Origin of the sequence: Vibrio nomapromontoriensis (genome assembly GCF_050337205.1) — a bacterium.
Lineage (GTDB): Bacteria > Pseudomonadota > Gammaproteobacteria > Enterobacterales > Vibrionaceae > Vibrio > Vibrio nomapromontoriensis.
Genome location: NZ_JAKJSS010000006.1, coordinates 845,721 through 868,465, shown reverse-complemented (window position 1 = coordinate 868,465; position 22,745 = coordinate 845,721). Strand labels below are relative to the sequence as shown.

At 44.6% G+C, this 22,745-nt stretch carries 19 protein-coding genes; 8 read left to right on the top strand and 11 right to left on the bottom strand.

Annotation, left to right across the window (positions count from 1 at the left end):
* Nucleotides 1–71 precede the first annotated feature (71 nt).
* From L4D05_RS04020 to L4D05_RS04005, 4 genes are all read left to right on the top strand, one after another.
* Nucleotides 72–656: a PilZ domain-containing protein gene (locus L4D05_RS04020; protein ID WP_428753631.1), complete on the top strand. Its 585-nt coding sequence runs from the start codon at nt 72–74 to the stop codon at nt 654–656.
* A 5-nt stretch (nt 657–661) separates the two neighbouring features.
* Nucleotides 662–4,120, top strand: coding sequence for a transcription-repair coupling factor (mfd, locus tag L4D05_RS04015; protein WP_428793102.1), 3,459 nt, complete (start codon nt 662–664; stop codon nt 4,118–4,120).
* A gap of 149 nt (nt 4,121–4,269) precedes the next feature.
* A complete protein-coding gene (locus tag L4D05_RS04010) occupies nt 4,270–5,100 on the top strand; it encodes a peptidoglycan binding protein CsiV (RefSeq protein WP_428793101.1) in 831 nt (276 codons plus the stop codon).
* Nucleotides 5,101–5,155: 55 nt separating this feature from the next.
* Nucleotides 5,156–5,701 (top strand): GNAT family N-acetyltransferase, encoded by a 546-nt coding sequence (locus L4D05_RS04005; RefSeq protein ID WP_428793100.1) that lies wholly within the window; start codon nt 5,156–5,158, stop codon nt 5,699–5,701.
* Nucleotides 5,702–5,776: 75 nt separating this feature from the next.
* On the opposite strand, the gene L4D05_RS04000 is transcribed toward L4D05_RS04005, so the two are convergent.
* Entirely contained in the window at nt 5,777–7,066 is a 1,290-nt protein-coding gene (locus tag L4D05_RS04000) for an NAD(P)/FAD-dependent oxidoreductase (RefSeq protein WP_428793099.1), read from the bottom strand.
* A 254-nt stretch (nt 7,067–7,320) separates the two neighbouring features.
* On the opposite strand from L4D05_RS04000, the gene L4D05_RS03995 reads away from it, so the two are divergent.
* The gene (locus L4D05_RS03995; protein ID WP_428793098.1) at nt 7,321–7,464 is read left to right on the top strand and encodes a hypothetical protein; all 144 of its coding nucleotides are present in this window, start codon (nt 7,321–7,323) and stop codon (nt 7,462–7,464) included.
* Nucleotides 7,465–7,570: 106 nt separating this feature from the next.
* On the opposite strand, the gene ycfP is transcribed toward L4D05_RS03995, so the two are convergent.
* From ycfP to hinT, 6 genes are all read right to left on the bottom strand, one after another.
* The gene (gene ycfP / locus L4D05_RS03990; RefSeq protein WP_428793097.1) at nt 7,571–8,110 is read right to left on the bottom strand and encodes an alpha/beta hydrolase YcfP; all 540 of its coding nucleotides are present in this window, start codon (nt 8,108–8,110) and stop codon (nt 7,571–7,573) included.
* A 97-nt stretch (nt 8,111–8,207) separates the two neighbouring features.
* Nucleotides 8,208–9,107, bottom strand: a complete 900-nt coding sequence (locus L4D05_RS03985) for a phosphotransferase (protein ID WP_428793125.1) — start codon at nt 9,105–9,107, stop codon at nt 8,208–8,210.
* 15 nt (nt 9,108–9,122) lie between these two features.
* Entirely contained in the window at nt 9,123–9,713 is a 591-nt protein-coding gene (gene lpoB / locus L4D05_RS03980; RefSeq protein WP_428753622.1) for a penicillin-binding protein activator LpoB, read from the bottom strand.
* Between the two features lie 108 nt (nt 9,714–9,821).
* A complete protein-coding gene (locus L4D05_RS03975) occupies nt 9,822–10,214 on the bottom strand; it encodes a YcfL family putative periplasmic lipoprotein (protein ID WP_428753621.1) in 393 nt (130 codons plus the stop codon).
* Nucleotides 10,214–11,611 (bottom strand): COG3014 family protein, encoded by a 1,398-nt coding sequence (locus L4D05_RS03970; protein WP_428753619.1) that lies wholly within the window; start codon nt 11,609–11,611, stop codon nt 10,214–10,216. The genes L4D05_RS03975 and L4D05_RS03970 overlap by 1 nt, the downstream gene beginning before the upstream one ends.
* A 91-nt stretch (nt 11,612–11,702) precedes the next feature.
* On the bottom strand, nt 11,703–12,053 hold the full coding sequence (gene hinT / locus L4D05_RS03965) for a purine nucleoside phosphoramidase (RefSeq protein WP_428793096.1): 351 nt from the start codon (nt 12,051–12,053) through the stop codon (nt 11,703–11,705).
* A gap of 388 nt (nt 12,054–12,441) precedes the next feature.
* On the opposite strand from hinT, the gene L4D05_RS03960 reads away from it, so the two are divergent.
* Nucleotides 12,442–14,433 carry a methyl-accepting chemotaxis protein gene (locus tag L4D05_RS03960; RefSeq protein WP_428793095.1) on the top strand — a complete coding sequence of 664 codons (1,992 nt, stop codon included), beginning with the start codon at nt 12,442–12,444 and terminating at the stop codon, nt 14,431–14,433.
* Between the two features lie 240 nt (nt 14,434–14,673).
* Complete coding sequence (locus tag L4D05_RS03955) at nt 14,674–15,846, top strand: DUF1887 family protein (RefSeq protein WP_428753613.1); 1,173 nt, start codon at nt 14,674–14,676, stop codon at nt 15,844–15,846.
* Nucleotides 15,847–15,958: 112 nt separating this feature from the next.
* Here L4D05_RS03955 and L4D05_RS03950 read toward each other — a convergent pair whose 3' ends face one another.
* Nucleotides 15,959–17,191, bottom strand: a complete 1,233-nt coding sequence (locus tag L4D05_RS03950) for an MFS transporter (protein WP_428793094.1) — start codon at nt 17,189–17,191, stop codon at nt 15,959–15,961.
* A gap of 346 nt (nt 17,192–17,537) precedes the next feature.
* Nucleotides 17,538–18,791 carry an MFS transporter gene (locus tag L4D05_RS03945; protein WP_428793093.1) on the bottom strand — a complete coding sequence of 418 codons (1,254 nt, stop codon included), beginning with the start codon at nt 18,789–18,791 and terminating at the stop codon, nt 17,538–17,540.
* A 346-nt stretch (nt 18,792–19,137) separates the two neighbouring features.
* Here L4D05_RS03945 and L4D05_RS03940 point away from each other — a divergent pair, with 346 nt between their 5' ends.
* Entirely contained in the window at nt 19,138–20,019 is an 882-nt protein-coding gene (locus L4D05_RS03940; protein WP_428753608.1) for a LysR family transcriptional regulator, read from the top strand.
* Nucleotides 20,020–20,157: 138 nt separating this feature from the next.
* Here the strand turns inward: L4D05_RS03940 and L4D05_RS03935 are convergent, their stop codons facing one another.
* Entirely contained in the window at nt 20,158–21,534 is a 1,377-nt protein-coding gene (locus L4D05_RS03935) for an aldehyde dehydrogenase (protein ID WP_428793092.1), read from the bottom strand.
* 133 nt (nt 21,535–21,667) lie between these two features.
* Nucleotides 21,668–22,732 (bottom strand): butyrate kinase, encoded by a 1,065-nt coding sequence (buk, locus tag L4D05_RS03930; RefSeq protein WP_428793091.1) that lies wholly within the window; start codon nt 22,730–22,732, stop codon nt 21,668–21,670.
* Between the last annotated feature and the right edge of the window lie 13 nt (nt 22,733–22,745).

Sequence of the window (22,745 nt, the reverse complement as noted above, 5' to 3'; positions counted from 1 at the left end):
TTTGATAGGGCAATTTCTTGATAACTCGGTGATACACAGAGATAATTAAGGCTATTAATCAGGGATTACCTATGTCACAGAATGACTTCTTTACCGTAAACGGCGCAATTCGAGCCAACATTGAGCCGATGGAAATTGGCGCAACACTACCTGAGTTAGACAGTTATCTGGCACAGATCCCTGCACCATTTGTGGCCTCTTGTGAATTCAGCCAACTCAATCAACAAAGAGAAGCCGCAAAACATGAGCTGCAACAGCAAAACCTTAAACAGGTTGCCGAGCTCATAGACCAGCAAAATACTAAGCTCAATCTGCTACTCAATTACATGATCGCTCAACAAGATGAACCCGCTTTCCGTCAAGTCACAACACGATTTGGCGCAGGAGAGATCGTCTACCGCAGTCAGACCCCTCTCAGCATTGGGCAGCTAGCGGTAATAAAACTATTTCTAGATGCACCACCCGCAGGCATTTATTGCTACGGTGAAGTCACTGACGTACAGCTTTCGGACTCAGAACATTCGGATTCAGATTACACCATCACTCTGACGTTCGTTCGCATTCTTGAGGAGCATCAAGACATGCTCATTAAAGCCGCCTTGTACCATCAACAAAAACTCTTAAGACAGCGCTCGCTTGATCGAGACAAAAGCTAATCACTATGACCAAGACTCCTATACTTCCCTTAAATATGCCGTCAGGTGCTGGCGACAAAAAAACGCTCGGTAACCTTCGGGGTGCATCCCTTGCTCTAGCCATCAGCGAACACGCGCAAGCGCATAGCAGCCATACGTTACTGGTGGTCCCCGACCCTCAGCTCGCGATTAAATTGCAAGGCGAAATCGAACAATTTTACTCGGGAAGTGTCGGATTATTTCCTGACTGGGAAACCTTGCCTTACGACAACTTTTCTCCGCATCAGGATATTATTTCGGATCGTATTGCCAAGCTTTACACGCTGCCGCAACAAAGTTCCGGCATCACTATTGTTCCTGTAAGCACATTGTTACAGCGACAATCGCCACGAGACTTCCTACTTCAGTACACTCTGATGGTCAAGGTTGGTGATTTATTCTCCTTACAGAAGCTTCGCCTGCAACTTGAAAGCTCAGGCTACCGCCAAGTTGACCAAGTCTTTGGTCCCGGCGAGTACGCCAGCCGAGGATCCATCCTCGACCTCTACCCGATGGGTAGTTCAGCCCCATATCGAATAGATTTTTTCGATGATGAAATCGATACGATCCGCACGTTTGATCCCGAAAATCAACGCTCTATCGATGATATCGATGAAATCCGCCTATTGCCTGCTCATGAGTTTCCTAGCACAAAGGAAGCAATAGAAGCGTTTAGAGTTAGGTGGCGTCAACAGTTTGAGGCCAGAAGAGAGCCTGAATCCGTCTATAGCCAGGTCTCTAAAGGTGTTTGGCCTGCTGGTATCGAGTATTGGCAGCCACTGTTTTTTGACCATACTGAAACCCTATTTGATTACATCAATGAAGACTCTCAACTCATTATGGTTGGTGAGATCGATGCCTCCATCGACCACTTCCTTCTAGATGTTGAACAACGCTATGAACAGAGAAAAGTCGACCCATTACGCCCTTTATTGCCACCTATTGCACTGTGGCAACAAAAGAACGAGTTCTATTCTCACCTTAAGCAACACCCTCAACTTATTTGTTGTAATGACGCCACCAGTGCCAAAGCGGGACGCCAAAATGCTGACATTACGCCGCTGCCAGACATTAGCGTTCAACACCAATTAAAAGAACCCATGGCGCAAGTGCGTCAGTTTACTGAACAATACGCGGGTAAAGTGATTTTCTCTGTGGAATCCGAGGGACGCCGAGAAGCACTTAACGAATTATTGCATCGCATTAAACTGCGCCCTCAAGAGCACGATAGCCTCCAGTCGGCATTGGCCAGCAATGATAAATTCAGCCTAGTCATTGGTCATTGTGAATACGGCTTTGTGCAAGGTCAGCGATTTGCTTTCGTTTGCGAAAGCGACATGCTGGGTGACCGTGTAGTACAGCGTCGTAAAAAAGAAAAACGCTCGGTCAACAGCGATACCATCATACGTAACCTTGCCGAATTAAAACCTGGTCAGCCGGTCGTACACGTTGATCACGGTATCGGCCGCTACCTTGGACTGCAAACACTTGAAGCTGGTGGCATCAAAACCGAATACGTGACCTTAGAGTACCAAAACGAAGCAAAACTCTATGTCCCAGTCGCGTCACTAAACCTAATTGGACGCTACTCAGGTGGAGCAGAAGAAAGTGCGCCTCTTCACAAATTGGGTGGCGAAGCTTGGACAAAAGCGCGCCGTAAAGCGGCAGAGCGAGTTCGCGATGTTGCCGCCGAATTGCTTGATGTTTATGCCAAGCGCGAACTTAAACCTGGCTATAAATTCCGCTTAGATAGAGATCAATACGCGACATTTAAAGCAGGCTTCCCATTCGAGGAAACCGAAGACCAAGCACAAGCTATTAACGCTGTGATGTCTGATATGTGCCAACCCAAAGCAATGGATCGATTGGTGTGCGGTGATGTCGGCTTTGGCAAAACGGAAGTGGCGATGCGCGCCGCGTTTGTCTGTACCGACAACAATAAACAAGTCGCAGTGTTGGTTCCTACAACATTGCTTGCTCAGCAGCACTTTGAAAACTTCCGCGACCGATTTGCCAACCAACCAATTCGTGTTGAGGTATTGTCTCGATTTAAAACGGCTAAAGAACAAAAAGTGATTCTCGAGGATGTTAAAGAAGGCAAAATTGATATCCTAGTCGGTACTCATAAACTGCTGTCTAATGACATCAAGTTTAATGATCTCGGCTTGTTAGTCGTCGATGAAGAGCACCGCTTTGGGGTACGCCAAAAAGAAAAAGTCAAAGCGATGCGCGCCGATGTCGACATTCTGACCTTAACGGCGACACCGATTCCACGAACCCTCAATATGGCAATGAGTGGCATGCGCGATCTTTCTATTATCGCTACTCCACCAGCACGACGCTTAGCCATCAAAACGTTTGTCAGGGAAAAAGACGACAGCACGGTCCGCGAAGCTGCCTTGCGTGAAATCATGCGTGGTGGGCAAGTATATTTCCTTCACAACCAAGTCGAAACCATCGATAAGGTCGCAGAAGATTTAGCAAAACTGATCCCAGAAGCGCGTATTACCGTCGCTCACGGTCAGATGCGCGAACGTGAACTTGAGCGCATCATGAACGACTTTTACCACCAACGCTTTAACCTGTTGGTGTGTACGACGATCATTGAAACGGGTATTGATGTTCCAACCGCCAACACCATTATTATGGATAGGGCTGACAACCTAGGGCTCGCTCAATTACACCAACTACGTGGCCGTGTTGGACGCTCCCATCATCAAGCTTACGCATACTTGCTGACCCCGCATCCAAAGGCTGTCACTAAAGACGCAATTAAGCGCTTAGATGCCATTGCATCACTAGAAGATTTGGGGGCTGGCTTTACCCTTGCCACCCACGATTTAGAAATCCGCGGTGCCGGTGAACTGCTTGGCGATGAACAAAGCGGACAAATTCAATCGGTTGGTTTCTCACTTTACATGGAGATGCTTGAACAAGCAGTAGAAGCGCTGAAAGAAGGCAAAGAGCCTTCACTCGATGACTTACTCCGTGAGCAGACAGAAGTCGAAATTCGTATCCCAGCTTTACTACCTGATGACTACATTCCAGATGTCAACATGCGCCTTTCCATGTATAAGCGTATTGCTAGCGTCTCTGATAATGAAGAACTAAGTGAACTGAAAGTCGAACTGATCGATCGTTTCGGTTTACTACCGGACGCTGCAAAACATCTACTGGCTATCTCAGCAATGAAATTACGCGCCGCCGGCCTTAAAGTCAGAAAACTGGAAGCGCACGATAAAGGTGGATACATTGAATTTTATCCTGATGCTGACATAGATCCGACCTTCTTAGTTAAACTGCTGCAAGCACAGCCCAATAAGTTTGCCATGGAAGGGCCAACCAAGTTCAAATTCATAGAAAGCTTGACGGATCGCCGTAAGCGACTTAATTTCCTAAATAATATGCTGGAAGAGTTTGAGAAAAATCGGGCCCCACATCGCTAGTACTAAAGCGCCAACTAGATTGATACGTAAGTTGATAGCTAGAGCCTAATGGGTGTGTGCAGACGAGCCATGAATTGTCTCGGCAACACCCTACATTAGTTGATATAATGTGATTAAACGCAATGATAGCGTTAATCAATGGAGAAAGAATGAAAAAGTTGATACCACTGCTGCTCCTATTAGTCTCTATGCCGAGCTTGGCACAGCGACAATTTGATATTGAAGTGATCATTTTTAAGCGCGCCGTGAATCCTGAAAAAGTAAACGAATCCTGGCCTAATGATATTGCACAAATCGACTTTAAACGCAGTGGTGCAATAACCGATGCCAATTATCGCGCATCCAAAGGCGTTAAAATGCTGCCATATTCTGCTTACGAACTAACTGGCGAAGTAGAAAAGCTTAAGAAACACGCAGGCTACTCGGTACTGTTTCACAAAGCATGGCGACAGGGCGACCAAAGTAAAGCCTACGCGCCAACCTTTCATATTCGTGCAGGTAAAGACTATTCTTCAACCTTTAATGTAGATGGCTCAGAAAAAGGCAATGACGATAATCATTCCTCACCTGTTGACGGAGTGACAGAAGTCGCGATCGATAAACCACTATATGAACTTGACGGTAAGCTACAGGTTTATGTTCAGCACTACCTCTATACAGAAGCTCAACTTGACTTAAAAGCCCCAAGTAGCAAAGAAGTCGTGATTGCAGGCCCGACGCAAGTTGCGGATTCTGACCCTTTAACCACCTCTGCAGCAGTAAGTAGCGAAGAAGTAGCAGCGCCTATTTCTGAACCAATTACCGAGGATGCCAATGTCATTGCAGGTAACTTGCAGGACGTTGCCGTACAAACAGAAATACAAACCTTTTTGAAAGACTATCGTCTCGACCAAAAGAGACGTATGCGCAGTAACGAAACTCACTACTTAGACCACCCATTATTGGGGATGATTATCCAAGTACGAAGAGTCGCCAATTAACTTTAAAAAAAGGCCCTATTATTGGGCCTTTTATTCTTCATGACCCAGCCAGATTATGAATGCAAATTACGCAATATACACCCCTCGTCTCTCTATGCGGTTGCTCAAACTGAGTGATGCTGCTGAGTTTGCCCACATCATTCGTCACTCTCCTTCTCTACACCAATGGATAGACTGGTGCCACACTGAGTTTAGTGATGCAGAAGCACACGAGTTTATTTCCGCAACAAGACTCAATTGGGTGAAAGCTAACGCGTTTGGTTTTGGCCTCTTTGAAAGAGAAACGGATAAATTTGTAGGGATGGTGGCACTTAACGAGTTTTACCATACCTTCAATATGGGCAGCTTAGGTTACTGGTTAGCGGATGCCTCGCACGCTAAAGGGTATGCGAAGGAAGGACTTGAGGCGTTAATTGAATTTAGTTTTGCTAGCTTATTACTGACACGACTAGAGATTGTCTGCGATCCTAACAATGAACCCAGCCAGGCGTTAGCAACGCGAGTTGGCGCAACCTATGAGTGCCTTGCTGAGAACCGATTTATATTTAATGGTCGACCAAAACAGGGGCAGGTGTATTCCATTATTCCACCCCAAAAATAAGGCACCCAATATTGGGTGCCTTATTCATCTTGATTATGTATGCGCATCTAAAGCCAATAAATAACCAGATATATCCTAGTGTAATTTAAGGTTAGGTCTAAGTACTCGGTTAATTCGACCTACTAACATCATCAAACCAGTCTTGATCACACCATGTAACGCCACCTGATGCATTCGGTACAGAGAAATATACACCACTCGAGCGATACGACCTTCAACCATCATTGAGCCTTTCGTTAGGTTGCCCATCAAACTGCCGACCGTTGAAAAGCGGCTTAGGGAAACCAACGAACCATGATCACTATACTGATAAGCCTTTAGTTCACGATTAGAAAGTTTCGCCACAATGTTACCAAATGCACGACTGGCCATTTGATGTGCTGCTTGTGCTCGAGGTGGCACAAATGAACCATCAGCCTGAGTACACTGCGCCAAATCACCGATCACAAAGATGTCATCGTCGCGAGTCGTTTGTAATGTATCTTTTACCACAAGCTGGTTAATTCGGTTGGTCTCAAGACCGGCAATATCTTTCATGAAATCTGGCGCTTTGATGCCTGCAGCCCAAACCATAATTTGTGCAGGAATATGCTCGCCATCTTTTGTTGTCAGACCCGTTTCGTCTGCCTGTGTCACCATAGTTGTGGTGCGAACAGTAACGCCTAGCTTGGTCAATTCCGAGTGTGCGGCCGATGAAATTCGTGGTGGTAGAGCAGGTAGAATACGTTCACCCGCTTCAATAAGGTTAACATTGAGCTTGCTCGAATCTAAATCACCAAAACCGTACGTACGCAGCTCTTTCACCGCATTATGTAGCTCTGCTGATAGTTCAACACCCGTTGCACCCGCGCCGACAATCGCAATATCAACCGTACCTCGACCGTTTTTGGCGTGCAATTTCAAGAATTCATTATTCATTTCAGTACGGAAACGATGAGCTTGCTCTGGACTATCAAGGAAAATACAGTTGTCACGCACACCTGGAGTATTGAAATCATTGGATTTAGAGCCGATTGCTAACACTAAAATGTCATAGTCAATCTCACGAGCGGGCATAAGCAACGCTCCGTGTTCATCTTTAAGCTCATCCAATTCAATGCGCTTTTGGCCACGATCGATCGCTTTTAGGCTACCCATTTGAAAGTCGAAATGATGATTTTTTGCGTGAGCACGGTAGCTAAGAGCATCAACACCTTCATCCAAAGAGCCCGTTGCGACTTCGTGCAAAAGCGGTTTCCATAAGTGACTGGCTTTACGATCAACTAACGTGATGTTCGCTCGTCTCTTTCTTCCTAGTGTGCGGCCTAATTTAGTCGCAAGCTCTAATCCGCCTGCGCCTCCGCCTACAACAACAATATTTGTCAAAATGGCTATCCTCTAAAAAGTGAAAAAATGGGGTGAGTCGCCCGAGTCACTCGAACAACTAAAAATTCTTTCATTATGAGCGAATTGCTCATGGTCTTCAGCGACCCTAATTCGGTACAACAGCCGTTTCACTTCACGTTTTGGGTTAATGTTTCAACACAACGGGTTTTTCTGGGCAAGTTTTCTTCTTGCTCTAAACTTTTTTTGACATTTATCAACAAATGTAGAGTGAATTTATTATATAGAGCAAATCAATGTCCGCAACTATTGAATGGAATTATTTTTCAATTCCGCATCTATTCGCTGAGTTATTAGTCATTTGGATGCCGTTACGTACGATATCAACATCTATCGATGCAACGGGCACAAAAAAAGCAGCGAATCTCGCTGCTTTTTAATCGTCAAACATCACGTTTTGTTAAGCTCTAATTTTCTTGGGCGCTATATCTTAGATGCGATGTTTCTTAAACGACTAAAGCGCTTAAGTACCGCGCCTGTTAAGTATTACGACTCTTTAAACGCCTTCATCGCCTGTAAGTGCTGAGATATTTTCTTAAACTTATGCGGCTCTGCTTCATCCCAAATCACGTTGTAGTAATCTTGAAGTTCATCGGCTGATTTCTGGTTATTATGAATATCGTCATTTCTCGACAAAATAACCAGACATTGGCCACGGTTTTTAGTGCGGAATTCTTCTACACATTTCGTCGCAATGTCTTCATATTCTTCTGGGCGGTCTATACGCCCCTGCATGTTGATTTCTGGGCGTAAGTTAGGATTGAAAATGACTTGTTTGATGCCACATAAAAAACCAATGCGTTCAGACCAAAAACCACCAAGTCCAACACCGCAGATCAATGGTGCACTGTCATCAGACTGCTCAACCAATTTATGTACTTCTTTAAGTAAGTGCTGCATGTCATGCTTAGGATGCAGAGTACTGTAATTAACGAACCGTACGTCATCATCGATAAATTGCAGTTGTAACACTTTTTCGTGGTTGCCCGGGCTACTTGAATCATAGCCATGAAGATAAATAATCATAGTACCTCTCAATCATTCCTTACTGGTACGCTTTCCTTAAATCTACCACTTCCATCCTAATTTAAAAGTGAATTTCCGTTGTTTAAGAAAAGAGAAATTACAAACAGTGATCACTTCTGCATAATCGTTGATAAATCGACTCTGCATCGATTAGAAAGTCATCATTATCCCAAAGCTGAGCAGCTAATACGTACCACAGCAATGCCATCATCTGAGCGTGAGCCGACCAGGCATTCATATCACTTAACCATTGCTCGCGGTCGATCACCGCATTTGGGTCACTAAGACCATACGCCTGTAAGTAACAGTTAAGTCCTTGGGGATAATCCATATCCAGCATATCAAGCGTCAATACGAGGTCGAGCCTTGGGTCTGCTATTGCTGAATATTCCCAATCAATCACGGCGATTGATTGATGGCTACGTATGAGATTGTGGTGAGCAAAATCAAAGTGGCATAACGCACTGTGATTGCAGTGGAGCGCGGGGGGAATTCGTAACTTAACGTATAGCTCTTGATAACGTGACTTATAGATACTTGGATTGAGTTGATGCCAATAGTGATCAACCTTCTCCGTGTAATCAAATCGGCGGATACCGATGCTGTCACCATCTATGCTATCACCACTAAAAGTGTGAATATGAGCCAATAGCGAGATAACCTTCTCCGCTGACAATTCTGCACAGGAAATCGGCCTCCCCTCTAACCACGATAACAACACTCCGTGCGCATTGTCACCAAGGACTTGGCTAGTGGGTAGCAGCGTTTGTACAGCCTGCAGAACGTTTCGCTCATTGACTCGGCAGATATCAAATGCAGCACTTATCTTTGTATGACCACGCCAAACCGTCCAACCATGGGTTTTGGTCGCTATCTTCCATGTCCGGTTGGTTAACCCGCCAGAAAGCTGAAGTGCCCCTAAGGGCACTTCATTAAGCACAGTTTGCGCATGGGCAAGTTCTGGCTGTTGTTGCAAAGCCTGCTGCCAATCTAACATCGACAAGAGCGCGACTTAGAAGCCAAGTACAGAGCGTGATTCTTGTTTACGAATCTCTGTTTCATCTGCCCACTCAATAAGGCCAGTTTCAAGATCCATTAAACGCATCGTCATCTTGTAGTAAACATCTTTGTCACTACCCGCTTCTTTTACGATACTGCTCAGGTTACCGTAAAGCATGTATTGTGCGCCGACCATTTTACCAAATTGAATTGCAGTGCTTTGATTCACTAATTCGTCATTGTTTTGGAAGTTCAGCTGTTCGCGAACTGATTCTACACGATCCATATCCACAAAACGGAACTTACCTGAATTCAACATTTTTGTACTAATGCTATCGGTAATGGATTCTGTATCAATATGCTCAGTCGTTTTGTTTTTAATTCTTTCTACAAATACAATCGGACGTGAATCTCTTGTAATTGCAGATACAGAGCCAGACATCAACATGCTATCGACCATTTCACCGGCGATTTTTTGTAAATCTGTAGAGCCAAAATCAATCGTTGTTGTTTCTGTTGCCTGTGAGTCACCATAGCTTACTTTATTTGAACAACCGCCAAGAATCACGGCTAAACCCAACAAAGCAATAATACTTTTTTTCATGTTTTTTCCTTAGTCTTGCTACTTTTACAACGTTTACCTATTCGTTGCCGAATCCGTCATTCATGAGCTATTCATCAATAACCTATTCACCAACGAACTAGAGTGACGTTATTTATCTGCTCCGCGCAATTGTACGCGAAAATCTTTGCCATTTGGATTAATAGACACCTCAGAGAGGGTAATGGTTTCATCACCACGTAAAATCGCACGCTTCCAAGGTGCTTGCTTGGTATTCACTTCTAAACCTTGTTGATCGTACCAATAAAATCGATATTGAATGATCTGGTCAGTCGATGTTTTATTCGCAAGCTTAACAATACCGCGAGCATGCCCGTTAGTATCGATCGTTGAAATGTCATCAATAGAAAACTTGCTACCCATCGCTTCATCGCCGTAGAGCACAGCTTGAGTCTGCCCTTCGATTTTGATGCCCGCAGTCTTACTTGATGAGCAACCTACCAACACCAGTAGAATACCCACGCTCAATAACCATTTTTTCATTACAACCTTCCTAATTGTTTATGCCAAATGGTGGCACTTCCACCTTGGCGCGACACCCAAACAAGTGTGGTTTGTTTATCTCGTACATCAAAAGTATAGTCTTGCCCATCGACAACGATGGTATGCGACCCTGCTTTAACAAAGCGACTATTACTATTCACAGTATTTGGCAATGTTTGCCAGCTTCTTGTATCGGGCTGCTCTGTAAGCGTATTCCATACATTAAACAATAAATTACCCACATCGTCATCTTTCGCCGTACTCTTACGAATTTGATCTTTGGCATACACACGCAAAGCTTGGCGTAACAAGATACTCGGCATATTTTCTGTTAGCTGCTGCTGAGCCATCAGGTTAACATCAACTAATTGGTCGCCATCAATAGCTTGACCATCAAGGCTCATTGTTGAATATTTAGCCCGCACAGCAGGAACGTAATGAGGTAATGCAATACTGTATATCGCCGTGTTACCTTGACTGTCATAAACAGGCAAAGACAAATTCCAAGCTCGCATTGCTGCCACAACGCCACGCTCTTCAAGCACCACGATTCGGCCCTCACCATTTTTCATGGACGCTTGTTTGCCGTACTGCTTTTCTAGCTTTGCTAATGCTTGATTTCTTCCGGCACGCTTTGCCACACGCATCACAGCATCAATCACCGCTTGATTATCCGGTGCAACGGCTAGAGCTCGCGTATAATCAATATACGCGCCATTTAAGTCATTCGACGCTTCATACAAAAGACCGGAGAGAAACAGTAGATAACCATTCTGTACGGCTTGTAATTTGCTACCCGCGTCGGGGTAACGAGACAGCACGGAACCAAGATTTGGCGATAGCCCTTTATTTTTAAGCTCGCTTTCAGCCGACCTCAGATCTTTCTCTCTTGATTGCCTCGCACGCTCTTGCACTTGATTTGCACGGCGCACTTCAACCAAAGCACCTTCTAAATCATTCTTTTGAATATAGTTTAACCCTAAGTAAAGGTGTAAAAAACCCAACTCATAGTCTGGCGGCACATACTCGGTAATATTGTCATTAACCGCTAAAGCACCAACACTCGTCGCCGCATCCGAAATAGAAATCAATGCCTTATCTTGCTGTACACGCACAGCTTTATCACTGAGCTCCAGAGCAGACTTGCTTTGCGGATAAGCTTCATTTAAAAACTCGACACGACCTTTTTCAAAATTATCAAGAATATCTCCAGCGACAATATCTTGTGGTAACGCAGCTTGGGCATCTTGATATTGCCCGGCTTTTATCGATTGATAAACCACCGCATTTTGCTGGGAGTAGTGGCTAAATAAGTTACCAGCACTCAGGCCAGCACAGGCAGTTAAACTAATAGAGAGGAGAACAACCAAAGTGTGTTTAACACGACGTTTTAGCATAGACACATTCAAATGATGTTTAGATATCAAAAAGTGCTTGTTATCTTAATCATTAAGGTAACAAGCACCACAACCTTTTAGCCTAAAAGGATTAACTCAGTAGCAGTGGGCCCAAAGGGCGCCCCCCCACCAAATGCATGTGAATATGGTAAACCTCTTGCCCACCATGAGCATTACAGTTAATGATCAGACGGTAACCATCTTCCGCAATCCCCTCATCTTGTGCAATTTTTTTAGCAACCGTAAACATACGCCCCATCATCGCTTCGTCATCAGCTTCAACGTCATTAATCGTAGGAATAAGTTTATTGGGGATGATCAATACGTGACTTGGAGCACGAGGATTGATATCACGAAAGGCTGTAACTAGGTCATCTTGATAGACAACATCTGCCGGAATTTCTTTGCGAATTATCTTACTAAAAATCGTTTCTTCAGCCATGAAGACGCTCCAAATTGATTACTGATCATGCCGCTTTGGCTTATCGTTTTTGCTATTACACAGAAGTATGCACTATGGGCGTTAGAATCACAATTCTACTAGAATCGATAGGAAATTGTTTTTACTGTATTTCGTTCGCTTCTAACTCGCTTATTTATTAGCGACATCGCCAAAGAAAAGTTAACAAAACGGCACTTTGTTATATTTTTGCAGTGTGCGTCATAAAACGTAGCACCGCATCTCATTTATATTTCAGTTTTTGTTATTTCTAACGATAACGATATCAGAGACAGAGAGACAAGTACCTTAAATTCGGTAACCGAACATCAGGTAACGCGTCCAAGGTTGTTTATTTTAAATTGCTGCAAAACACTAAGAGGGAACAGGTATGCAGGGTTCAGTTGTTAGGCGGATGTACGCAGGGTTTACACTCATCGTCGTTCTTTTTGTTATAACTATCGCGATAATGCTCAATGGAATGAGTCAAATACACCAATATTTTGGTACCGTCTCCAAAACTTCCCTACCTTTAGTCTCACTCTCTAACCAAACCAGTGTCGAGCTACTTTCTGCAGACAAGTCGTTCAAAGACTTTCTCACCACACAAAATGAAGAACGCATGACGATGCGACGTAACGAATTTTCTGAATCCATGGACGTCTTTGGCTCGGTGCTAGAGCAACTCGCACAGGCCAGTGCTAACGTTCCAGAATTAGAAGCTCGAATCGGTGAGTTACGCGAAGTACACACCCGCTATGGTCAAGAAGCGCAAGAAGCCATGGATAACTATCAATCCATGTTCATCGCTCAGGAACAAGTTCAACAATCAACCCGTCGCTTCCAAAAGCTTCATTCTGATTTATCGGTCGGCATGAAAGAATATGTCGACGACGTTTCGAGTATCTCAGTTAAGGTCATGGCAAAAAGCTACTTTATTAAATTAAAAGACGCCGAACTCATTACCTCTGACGCGCTCGCCAGCAGCGATACCGAGTTTGTCCAGCAAGCCGTTGATAAAAACCGCAAAGCGGTAACGCACCTTAACTACGCCTATCGCGGACTCGTGACGCAAATGCCAGAACTAAAAAAAGTGTTTGATGAATCCGTCGAGCAGTTTAGTAAGGATGTGGGTAAAAAAGGTGGAGTGCTTGACCAGCATAACAGCTACCTGATTGCGCGCGCCGCTCTATACCAAAACATTGAGAACCTTGCCCTAGAAGTGGACAGCGCCATGGTCACACTCCACGGCTTCAGCGATACCGCCACCGCCAACCTCAATTATTCACTGTCTGAAGCCGGAACGATATACGATGAAGGCGTTCTTAAAGCGATCGGCATTGGTCTGCTGGTCTCTCTCATCGCTATTGCTATTGGATACCATATCGCACAAAGTGTTCGCCAGCCGCTCAACAGTACATTAAAAGCGCTTGAAAGCCTGACTGAAGGTGATATGACACAGCGCATTGATGTGAAATATAACAACGAGTTTCGTCGTTTAGGTAACCACATCAATACACTAGCGGATAGCCTGCATAATGTATTGGTTAAATTGAACGACGCCTCAGATAACCTTACCGTGACGGCAAGTGATAACCAGAGCACGTCGAGCAACGCACAAAGTAAGTTAAGTGCTCAACGCGAACAAACGGCTAACGTCGCGACGGCTATGACAGAAATGTCACATTCAGTGCAGGAAGTGGCAAACAGCGCACAAAACTCGTTAGAAAAAGTACACCAAGTTGAAACGGCCTCTGAGTCTGGTCGTCAAATCATGAGCACTAACATCAGTACCATTAATCAGCTTGAAGTAAGACTCAATGAGTCGGTTGAAGCCGTTGGCGAACTGCAAAAAATGAGCAGTCAAATTGGCAGCATCTTAGATGTCATTCGTAATATTGCAGAGCAAACCAATCTATTGGCGCTTAATGCAGCCATTGAGGCAGCACGAGCGGGAGAGCAAGGTCGAGGCTTTGCCGTAGTAGCCGATGAAGTTCGTGTACTCGCGCAAAAAACTACCGAGTCTACCAGTGAAATTGAAACCATGATCAGCAACTTACAAAGTAGCTCAAAAAGTGCTGGAAAGGTGATTGAGAGTTGTATGCAAGATATGGAGCTGTCCGTTGAACAAGCCTCAAGTGCCAATGGCGCGATGGAAGAAATTCAGGCACTGATTATCGAAATTAGCCAAATGAGTACGCACATTTCTCAAGCCGCCGCAGAGCAAAGTGAGACAACGGCAGACATTGCGCAAAACATCGAACAGATCAACCATATCGCCGATGAAAGTTATCAAGCCATGTCGGAAATTGCTTCTACCAGCGAAAACTTGACTAGCCTTGCAAACCAACAAGGTGAGCTTGTTCACCGCTTTAAACTGTAGAGGCAAATAAAACTCAACAAGTAACGACTCCCCCTCTTTTGGGTATTTTTAATCTAACGCAACACTATTTTAGGTAAGAAACACGTTAAATATTGTTCCAGGGCAGGCTTTCCTACGAGCCTGCCCTTGTTTTTTGTATCAAGCGACGTTATATCTTGGGTATGGCTTGCTCCACTTTTTAATGACTTAGGCGTCATTCTCTCCTACTTCTTCAGCAAGCCAAACGTTGAAGGAATTATTATGGCTGTTCATGTTGGTATCATTGACCAAGACCCTATTCGTCTTGTCACCCCACTTTTAGATGATAGAACGGTAAGTCGACACATCATATTTATTGGTGATAAGTCGCAGTTTGACATGTTTGAACGGCTTCATTCCGTACTCGCGCAACGCGAAATTACCTCGGAATTTTTCGAAATACCGAATGTAGCCAACACTTCAGCGATCAAGCAGTCGGTACTTGGACTCGCTAAGACTCTGAAAGACAAAAACGTCGAAGTAAAACTCAATGCCAGTTGTGGGCTAAGGCACCGACTACTGTCTGTATACGAGGTATTTCGAACCTACCACTGGCCAATTTTTGTTGTTGAGCCGAGTAGCGACCGCATGTGTTGGTTATACCCTGAAGGCGCTGAAGACGCACAAGTTCAAGATCATATCACTATCAAAGATTACCTCACCGTGTTTGGTGCTCGTGGCGAGTTCACCGAATACGATATACCACCTCAGCTGGATAAAAAGCTGTATGCCCTTGGCGAACGCTGGGCAGGCAATGCGCTTGAGTTGGGGCCGGGCTTAGCCACCCTTAACTACCTAGCGACGACATGTCGTAAAGAACAAAAACTCGATGTCGAGCTATCTGATAAACAACAAGGCTATCGCGAACTCAACATGCTCATCAGTGATCTGGTTGATCTAGAAATCGCCTCTTATGAGAACGGTGTACTCACGTTTATCAGTGAAGATGCAAGACGTTTTTCTAACGGGGAATGGCTAGAAAATTTGGTTCATAGCACGGTGAGACAAATCCAAGATGACATGCCAACCATCCAAGACCGTTCGCTCAACGTTCAAGTTTATCGTCAACTGGGTGAGCGAGAAGTTCGTAATGAGCTTGATGTTGCCTCTGTGGTCAACAACAAGTTACACATCATTGAATGCAAAACCAAAGGCATGCGAGATGATGGCGATGACACCTTGTATAAACTTGAATCTTTACGAGATCTATTAGGCGGGTTGCAAGCACGTGCAATGCTGGTGAGCTTCCGCCCGTTGCGACACAACGACATCACTCGAGCAGAAGATCTTGGTTTGGCGCTTATTGGCCCTGACGAGCTCAAATCGCTTAAACACCATTTAAGCCTATGGTTTAAAGGCGCGGGCGGTGCAGATGAACAAACTGCGTTGTCGTAATGCTTTCATCTATTTCCAAATAATAACGTTCCAAATAAAAAAAGCTTGGTGATATCACCAAGCTTTTTCACTTTTAAGCATCTATTCTCGGCTAGGCCTTAAATAGGCCACCTTAAGATTCTGCTTTTGCGGTCGCTTTGTGCTTGAAGCCGACAATAAGAATACAAACATAAGCGGCAACCGTAAGCGCAAGAATTGCGAAAGGTAACGCTGACCAGCCCCAACCATCGATGGCAATACCACTTACTACGCTACCTAAACCAAAGCCAAGTGAGATGAAGAACATCATCAACCCTTGAGTGAATCCACCGCCAACAAACGTGAGACGAGCTGCAATAGCTGGTGAAATCATATCCGTCACAGTAATGCCTTGTAGGTACACTAGAACAAGACCCAGTGGGATAATAAAGCCAAGAGACAATCCGGCTTCTGCAATAAAGTACAGACCCGCAATTACCACAATCGATACCACACAGCTAAGCTTAAACAGGCTCAACGCCCCAAACTTAGTTACGTATTTTTCCGCACCCACCAAAACAATCAAGCCAAGAACCGAAGCGATTGAAAGGTTCGCAGCCGACATAGATTGTGCAACGCTGTAGGCATTTTCCATCAAGTTCGGATACTGCGCTTGGAAGGCACCTTGACCTGCACATAGTAGTCCAACGGCTAATAAAAACAGACCAAAGTTAGAAAATAGGACTTTAGAGAAACCAACTTTTGCGCCATCATCTTCACTATTTTGTTGAGCAATCAATTCCGCATTATCAACAATACGCTGAGCCGCCTGCTTGTTGCTCATCATTGTTACAACCAGCAATACTGCAACCAGAACCATCATGGCAATAAAGCGTAATTCAAAACTCCAACCCATTCCGGTTACCGCAGCCAAAGCCACACCGGAAATCAGCGAACCAAAAATGAGCGTCTGTGCCATTCGGCCGAGCTTCATCGCTTCGGTTTTTTCATCGTAACCAGCAAACGTGATAAACACAGGGTTAAGCATCAACAAAATCGCCGAGCCTGTACCAAATAGTACTGAACCCACTGCCATAAATGCGAAATTTTCACCTGCTGCCAGAAAAGCTGCACCAGCCAGTAAGTAGGATACTAGGCCTAAACCTTGCGCTAAACGATGTGCTTTAAATTTGTCGGCAAGAATTCCGATAAGAGGAGCAAATAGACCCGCTAGACCAAACAAACCCATAGCAAGACCAGCTTGAGTGGCACTACCTGTCCGGGCCAGAATAAATGATGGAACCATCATAGGAATAAATACGATTTGAACAATACCGTATGCAAAATGGGCAGAAAACCACCCTTCTAGACCGAGTTTTTTCAACATGTCATCACCTCTAATGCCATTGTTCACTTACATTTCGACCGGTATCGCGAAGTGAAAGTAACGAACAATTATAATTCAGACCACTGTACTAGCAGTCATTCTTCTCTATGGCCGCAAGTATAATTGTCTTTATTAACCATAGAAGTAACATAGGGGGAGGCATTTCATTCCAATAGTATATTACCTACAAAAAACTCAACCCACTGACAACAAACATCAACATCAAACTATCTCAACGGGCTACACAATTAACACCCCACTAACAAACCACGCATTAACAGTCCGACTTTTCTAGATAAAAAAAAGCTTGGTCATATGACCAAGCTTTTTCCTTCATTATAGGCAATTAAGCGGTAGCTTCATGGCTTGACTGCTCTTTGACTAACTGTTTTTTTTGCTTACTCGCAACAATCAAGATGCACACATAAGAAATGACCGTCAGTCCCAAAATAGCAAGAGGAAGCGCTGACCAACCGTAACCATCAACGGCTACACCACTTACCACACTCCCTAAACCAAAGCCTAGTGAGATAAAGAACATCATCAAACCTTGAGTGTAACCACCGCCAACAAGTGTTAAACGAGCTGCGATTGCAGGAGAGATCATATCTGTAATAGTTATACCTTGTAGGTACACCAAAACCAAAGCCAGTGGAATGAGGTACGGTAGAACCATAGCGGCTTCAGCAATGAAGTAAAGCGCACCAATCACCGCGATAGAAATTACAGCACACAGCTTAAACAAGCTAATAGAGCCATATTTGGCAACAAATTTTTCAGCCAATACTAGAACGAACAAACCAAGTACAGCGGCAACAGACAAGGTTGCTGCAGATAGCGACTGTGCTACACCGTAACCATTTTCCATCAAGTTTGGATATTGAGCCTGAAATGCCCCTTGGCCAGCACATAAAATACCAACCGCAACTAAAAACAGACCGAAGTTAGAAAATAGGACTTTAAATAAGCTCACTTTCGGTGCGTCTTCTTTCGCCGCCTCTGCTGCCATCGCGTCTGCATTATCAATAATGCGTTGAGCGGCGGCCTTGTTAGTCGCAATAGTGATGACGAAAAGTACCGCTACCGCAATAATCATCGCAATGAAACGTGCTTCGTACGTCCAGCCAGCGTCAGTGACTGCTGCAAGCCCGATACCAGAAAGCAAAGAACCAACAATCAGAACCTGAGACATACGCCCCAACTTCATAGCTTCTGTTTTCGCATCATGACCAGCAAAGGTAATAAATACTGGGTTAAGCATCAGCATAATCGCAGAGCCAGCACCAAAAAGTACAGAACCTGCCGCCATGAACGTGAAGTTTTCGCCAGCAATGACAAAACAACCACCCGCTAGCATGTAAGCAATCAAGCCTAATGCCTGTGTGAGTCGGTGTGCTTTAAATTTATCAGCCATTAAACCAATTAACGGCGCTAATAACCCCGCAATACCAAATAACCCCATTGCAAGACCGGCTTGAGTCGCACTCCCCGTACGAGCAAGAATAAAAGACGGTACCATCATTGGTATAAATACGATTTGAACTATGCCATAAGCAAAATGCGCTGAGAACCAGCCTTCTAAGCCAAGTTTTTTCAACATATTACAGACCTCGTAGGTAAATCACTATGTAATGTGAATAGACAAAAATAAACCGCAAAAAAAATCCATTTTTTACACTTTATAAGTAAGCTTAACAATTTCGTTATTTGAACTTATAATCCGGCGTTTATCGTTATCATCAAAGCCAAATTATTAGCCATTCAATTGGTAGGCTTATTAATCAAATTCATCATAATGACTCTACCTATAAAGTGATATAGGGTCCGGACGCCACTGTCAACATAACGCTTCACTCAGTGCCAATATTGCTATACTCTAAAAAGAGATGATAAAAATAATAGTAGCGGATCAAAATATCGCTACATTTAAGGCTGGAGCCTACCTTATGAACCTAACTAAACTGCGCGTATTTGCATTAACTGCCGAACATGGCTCGTTAACCAAAGTCGCCACCATGATGGGCAAGACCCGCACTTCACTAAGCATGGCTCTCTCTAGTCTAGAAGATGAGCTTGGTGTTGAGCTATTTGAAAGAACCCGTAATAGACTCGTACTCAACGATGCCGGACAAGCCTTACTCCCCGACTGTCGTAATATATTAAACATGGCGGAAAGCCTATACTCAAAAGCGGAACAGTTTCGTCAAGGGGACAGCGACAAAATACGTATTGCCTATGATGATACGCTACCTTCTACCTTTTGGCGTCAGCAGCTCGTTGCCCTATCGGACAACTTTCCTCATTTGTCACTAACGGCAATAAAAGCCTCCAGCGCCGATATTCCAACGCTAGTAAAAGATGGGCATGTCGAACTTGGCTACGGGTTAGTCTTTAGCTCTGGTGATGATCCTCAAATCAAAGTTCGCTCGTTACATCGAATTCGAATGATGGCGGTCTGCTCTCCTAAACACCCCTTAGCACAATTAAATAACGTCACGTCTACTGACATTAGTGCTCATCGCCAAATTGTTTTGTCGCATTTATTTGAAGAGATTCACGAAGACTTCAGACCAATTTCAAGTAGCACAATTAGCTTTTCTAACCACCAAGAAGTATTAGAAGCCGTCGTTGATAATTTAGGTTGGGCAATTATCCCTGAAACCCTAGTTAGGCATCAGTTAAGACAGGAACACTTAGTTGTTGTGAAGCATCCAAATGGCATGTATTTCGAAAGTTTTGGCGAGATGTCGCGCCCGAATGATCACGCAGTTGAGACACGTCAATCACTGATCGACGGAATAGAAGAAGGCATTTACGATTTATTCTAGATCACACCACCTAGGAACTAGGCACTATTCTTTCCTAGGTTCAGAGAACCGCTCCTCCCCGCTCTTTCCCTGTTAAAACGATAAAAGCCGAAGCAAAATGCTTCGGCTTTTTCGTTGTCATCAATCGGGGTAAATTGATTAAACGATGCGTAGACCGCCTTGAGCGATAGCAAAACGACGTGCACGAGTGTAAGACAGTGCGTTCGTGATGCCTTCACCAGTAGGACCAGCGATTGTGAACGTTGAAGTACCTTCAGCGTTGTAACCTACACCAGATAGTGTTGGACCGTTGTGAGCGAAGATTGTTGTGTTGATTGCACGACCGAACTTAGTTACGTTCTCAACGTTACCAGAGTAGATGCAAGAAGAGTGCTTGTTGCCACGCTCTGCCGCTACTGCGCGCTCGATAGCTTCGTCAATGTTTGCACAACGAACCACTGGAAGTACTGGCATCATTTGCTCAACGTGTACTAGTGGGTGATCGTTCTCAACAACCATTACCGCTAGACGAGTGTCAGATTCAACACCGATAGACTTCAGGATTTCACCAGCGTCTTGACCTACGTGTTGCTTAACTGGGTGCCAAACGCGTGCGATTTCTTGAGCAGTACAAGGCTTAGCACCGTCAATTTCGTCCATAGTCAGGATTTGTGCAGTTAGCTTCTCAGCTTCTTCTGCAGAAAGCACGTAAGCGCCTGTTGCTTCTAGCTTAGCTAGGAATTCATCAGCCACTGAATCTTCAACGAATACTTCTTTCTCACCGATACATAGTAGGTTGTTATCGAAAGATGCGCCGCCGTATACGCCAGCCGCAGCTAGGTCTAGGTTAGCAGAAGCGTCTACGATTACAGGTGGGTTACCAGCGCCTGCGCCAATACCTTTCTTACCAGATTGTAGGATAGCTTTCACTAGACCTGGGCCACCAGTACCAACAAGCATGTTGATTAGAGGAGACTTAGCGATTTCGTTAAGCGTTTCTAGAGTAGGCTCTTTAACCATAGTGATTAGGTTAGCTGGGCCGCCTGCTTCAACGATAGTCTTGTTTAGAAGATCAATCATTACTGCAGAAACAACTTTAGAAGATGGGTGAACGTTGAACGTTACCGCGTTACCAGACGCTAGCATAGAGATAGCGTTGTTAACGATAGTTTCAGTTGGGTTAGTTACTGGAGTAACAGCACCGATAACACCGTATGGTGCACGCTCTTCTAGAGAGATACCGTGGTCGCCAGACCATACTTTAGTTTCTAGAACTTCAGTACCTGGAGTCTTAGCAGCCGTTAGTTGGTGCTTAGCGATTTTGTCTTCAACACGGCCAAGTTTAGTTTCTTCACGAACCATTTTTGCGAAGTCTTCAGCTTTAGCTAGAACAGCGCCACGCATAGCAGTAAGGATCGCTTCACGACCTTCTTTAGTAGACGTTGCGTAGAATTCTACTTGAGCTTTGTGAGTTGCCGCGATTGCAGCTTCAACAGTTGTGAATACACCTTGTGCATTATCGATATCAAAAGACATGTTTATTACCTCTGTAAAGTATTAAGTGGTTGTCCACTTTCGCAGAGCAGACACTAGAACCTGCTCTAATCTTTATTTAGTTAGGCGTCACTCATTCATTAAGCGCCGCCATTTTATTAAGCGTCAGTTTTTATTAAGCGTAAGTTTGAGCAGCTTCTTCGCCGTTCACTACACGCAATGTACCTAGTACAAGAGCTTCAAGCTCTACTTCACCTGGGTACGTTTTAACTGGTGCTACGAATGAAACGCGCTTAGCAATTTCAGCAGTGATGTATTTGCTGTAAGCAATACCGCCAGTTAGCAAGATACCGTCGATAGCTTCGCCACCGAACACTGCACCCATAGAAGCGATTTGCTTAGATACTTGGTAAGCCATTGCGTCAGTCACAAGCTTAAACTCAGCGTCGCCAGCTTCTGCTTTCTCTTCGATTTCACGCATGTCGATGCTACCTGTGTAGCTAAATGCGCCGCCTTTACCTTGGATGAACGCTTTCATCTCTGCGTGCGAGTATTCGCCGCTGAAGCAAAGGTCGATAAGTTCGCGAGTTGGTAGGTCGCCACAACGCTCTGGTGTGAAAGGACCTTCAGAAACTGCGTCGTTTACGTCAACAGTTTGACCGCCCATGTGAGCACCAACAGTGATACCACCACCCATGTGACATACGATTACGTTTACGTCTTCGTACTTTTTGCCTTGCTCTTCAGCGAACTGGCGAGCGATAGCTTTTTGGTTAAGTGCGTGGAAACGACCCTTACGCTTAATTGCTTTATGGCCAGAGAAAGAGGCAAGCTCAGATAGCTCGTAAGTAACAGGCGCATCTGTGAAGAACGCGTCGATACCGTTCTCGTCAGCAATCTCTTTACCAATGATCGCAGCTAGGCTCGCTGGGTGTTGGATTTGAGCTTCTAGAAGGTCTGCGATTACTGCATCTTCAACTTTGTAAGTACCACCAGCGATTGGCTTAAGTACGCCACCACGACATGCTACAGCTGCAAGCTCAGATGCTTTAACGCCAGCTTCTTCAAGCGCCGCTAGAATCGCTTCTTTACGGAACGCTTTTTGGTGTGCAACAACCGCACCAAATGGCGCTAGTTCTTCAGCGCTGTGACGTAGCGTTTTTTCGAAAAGCTCAGTAGTGCCTTCGAAAACACCGATTTTTGTAGAGGTAGAACCTGGGTTGATAGCTAGAATTTTCATTTCTTCGTTAACC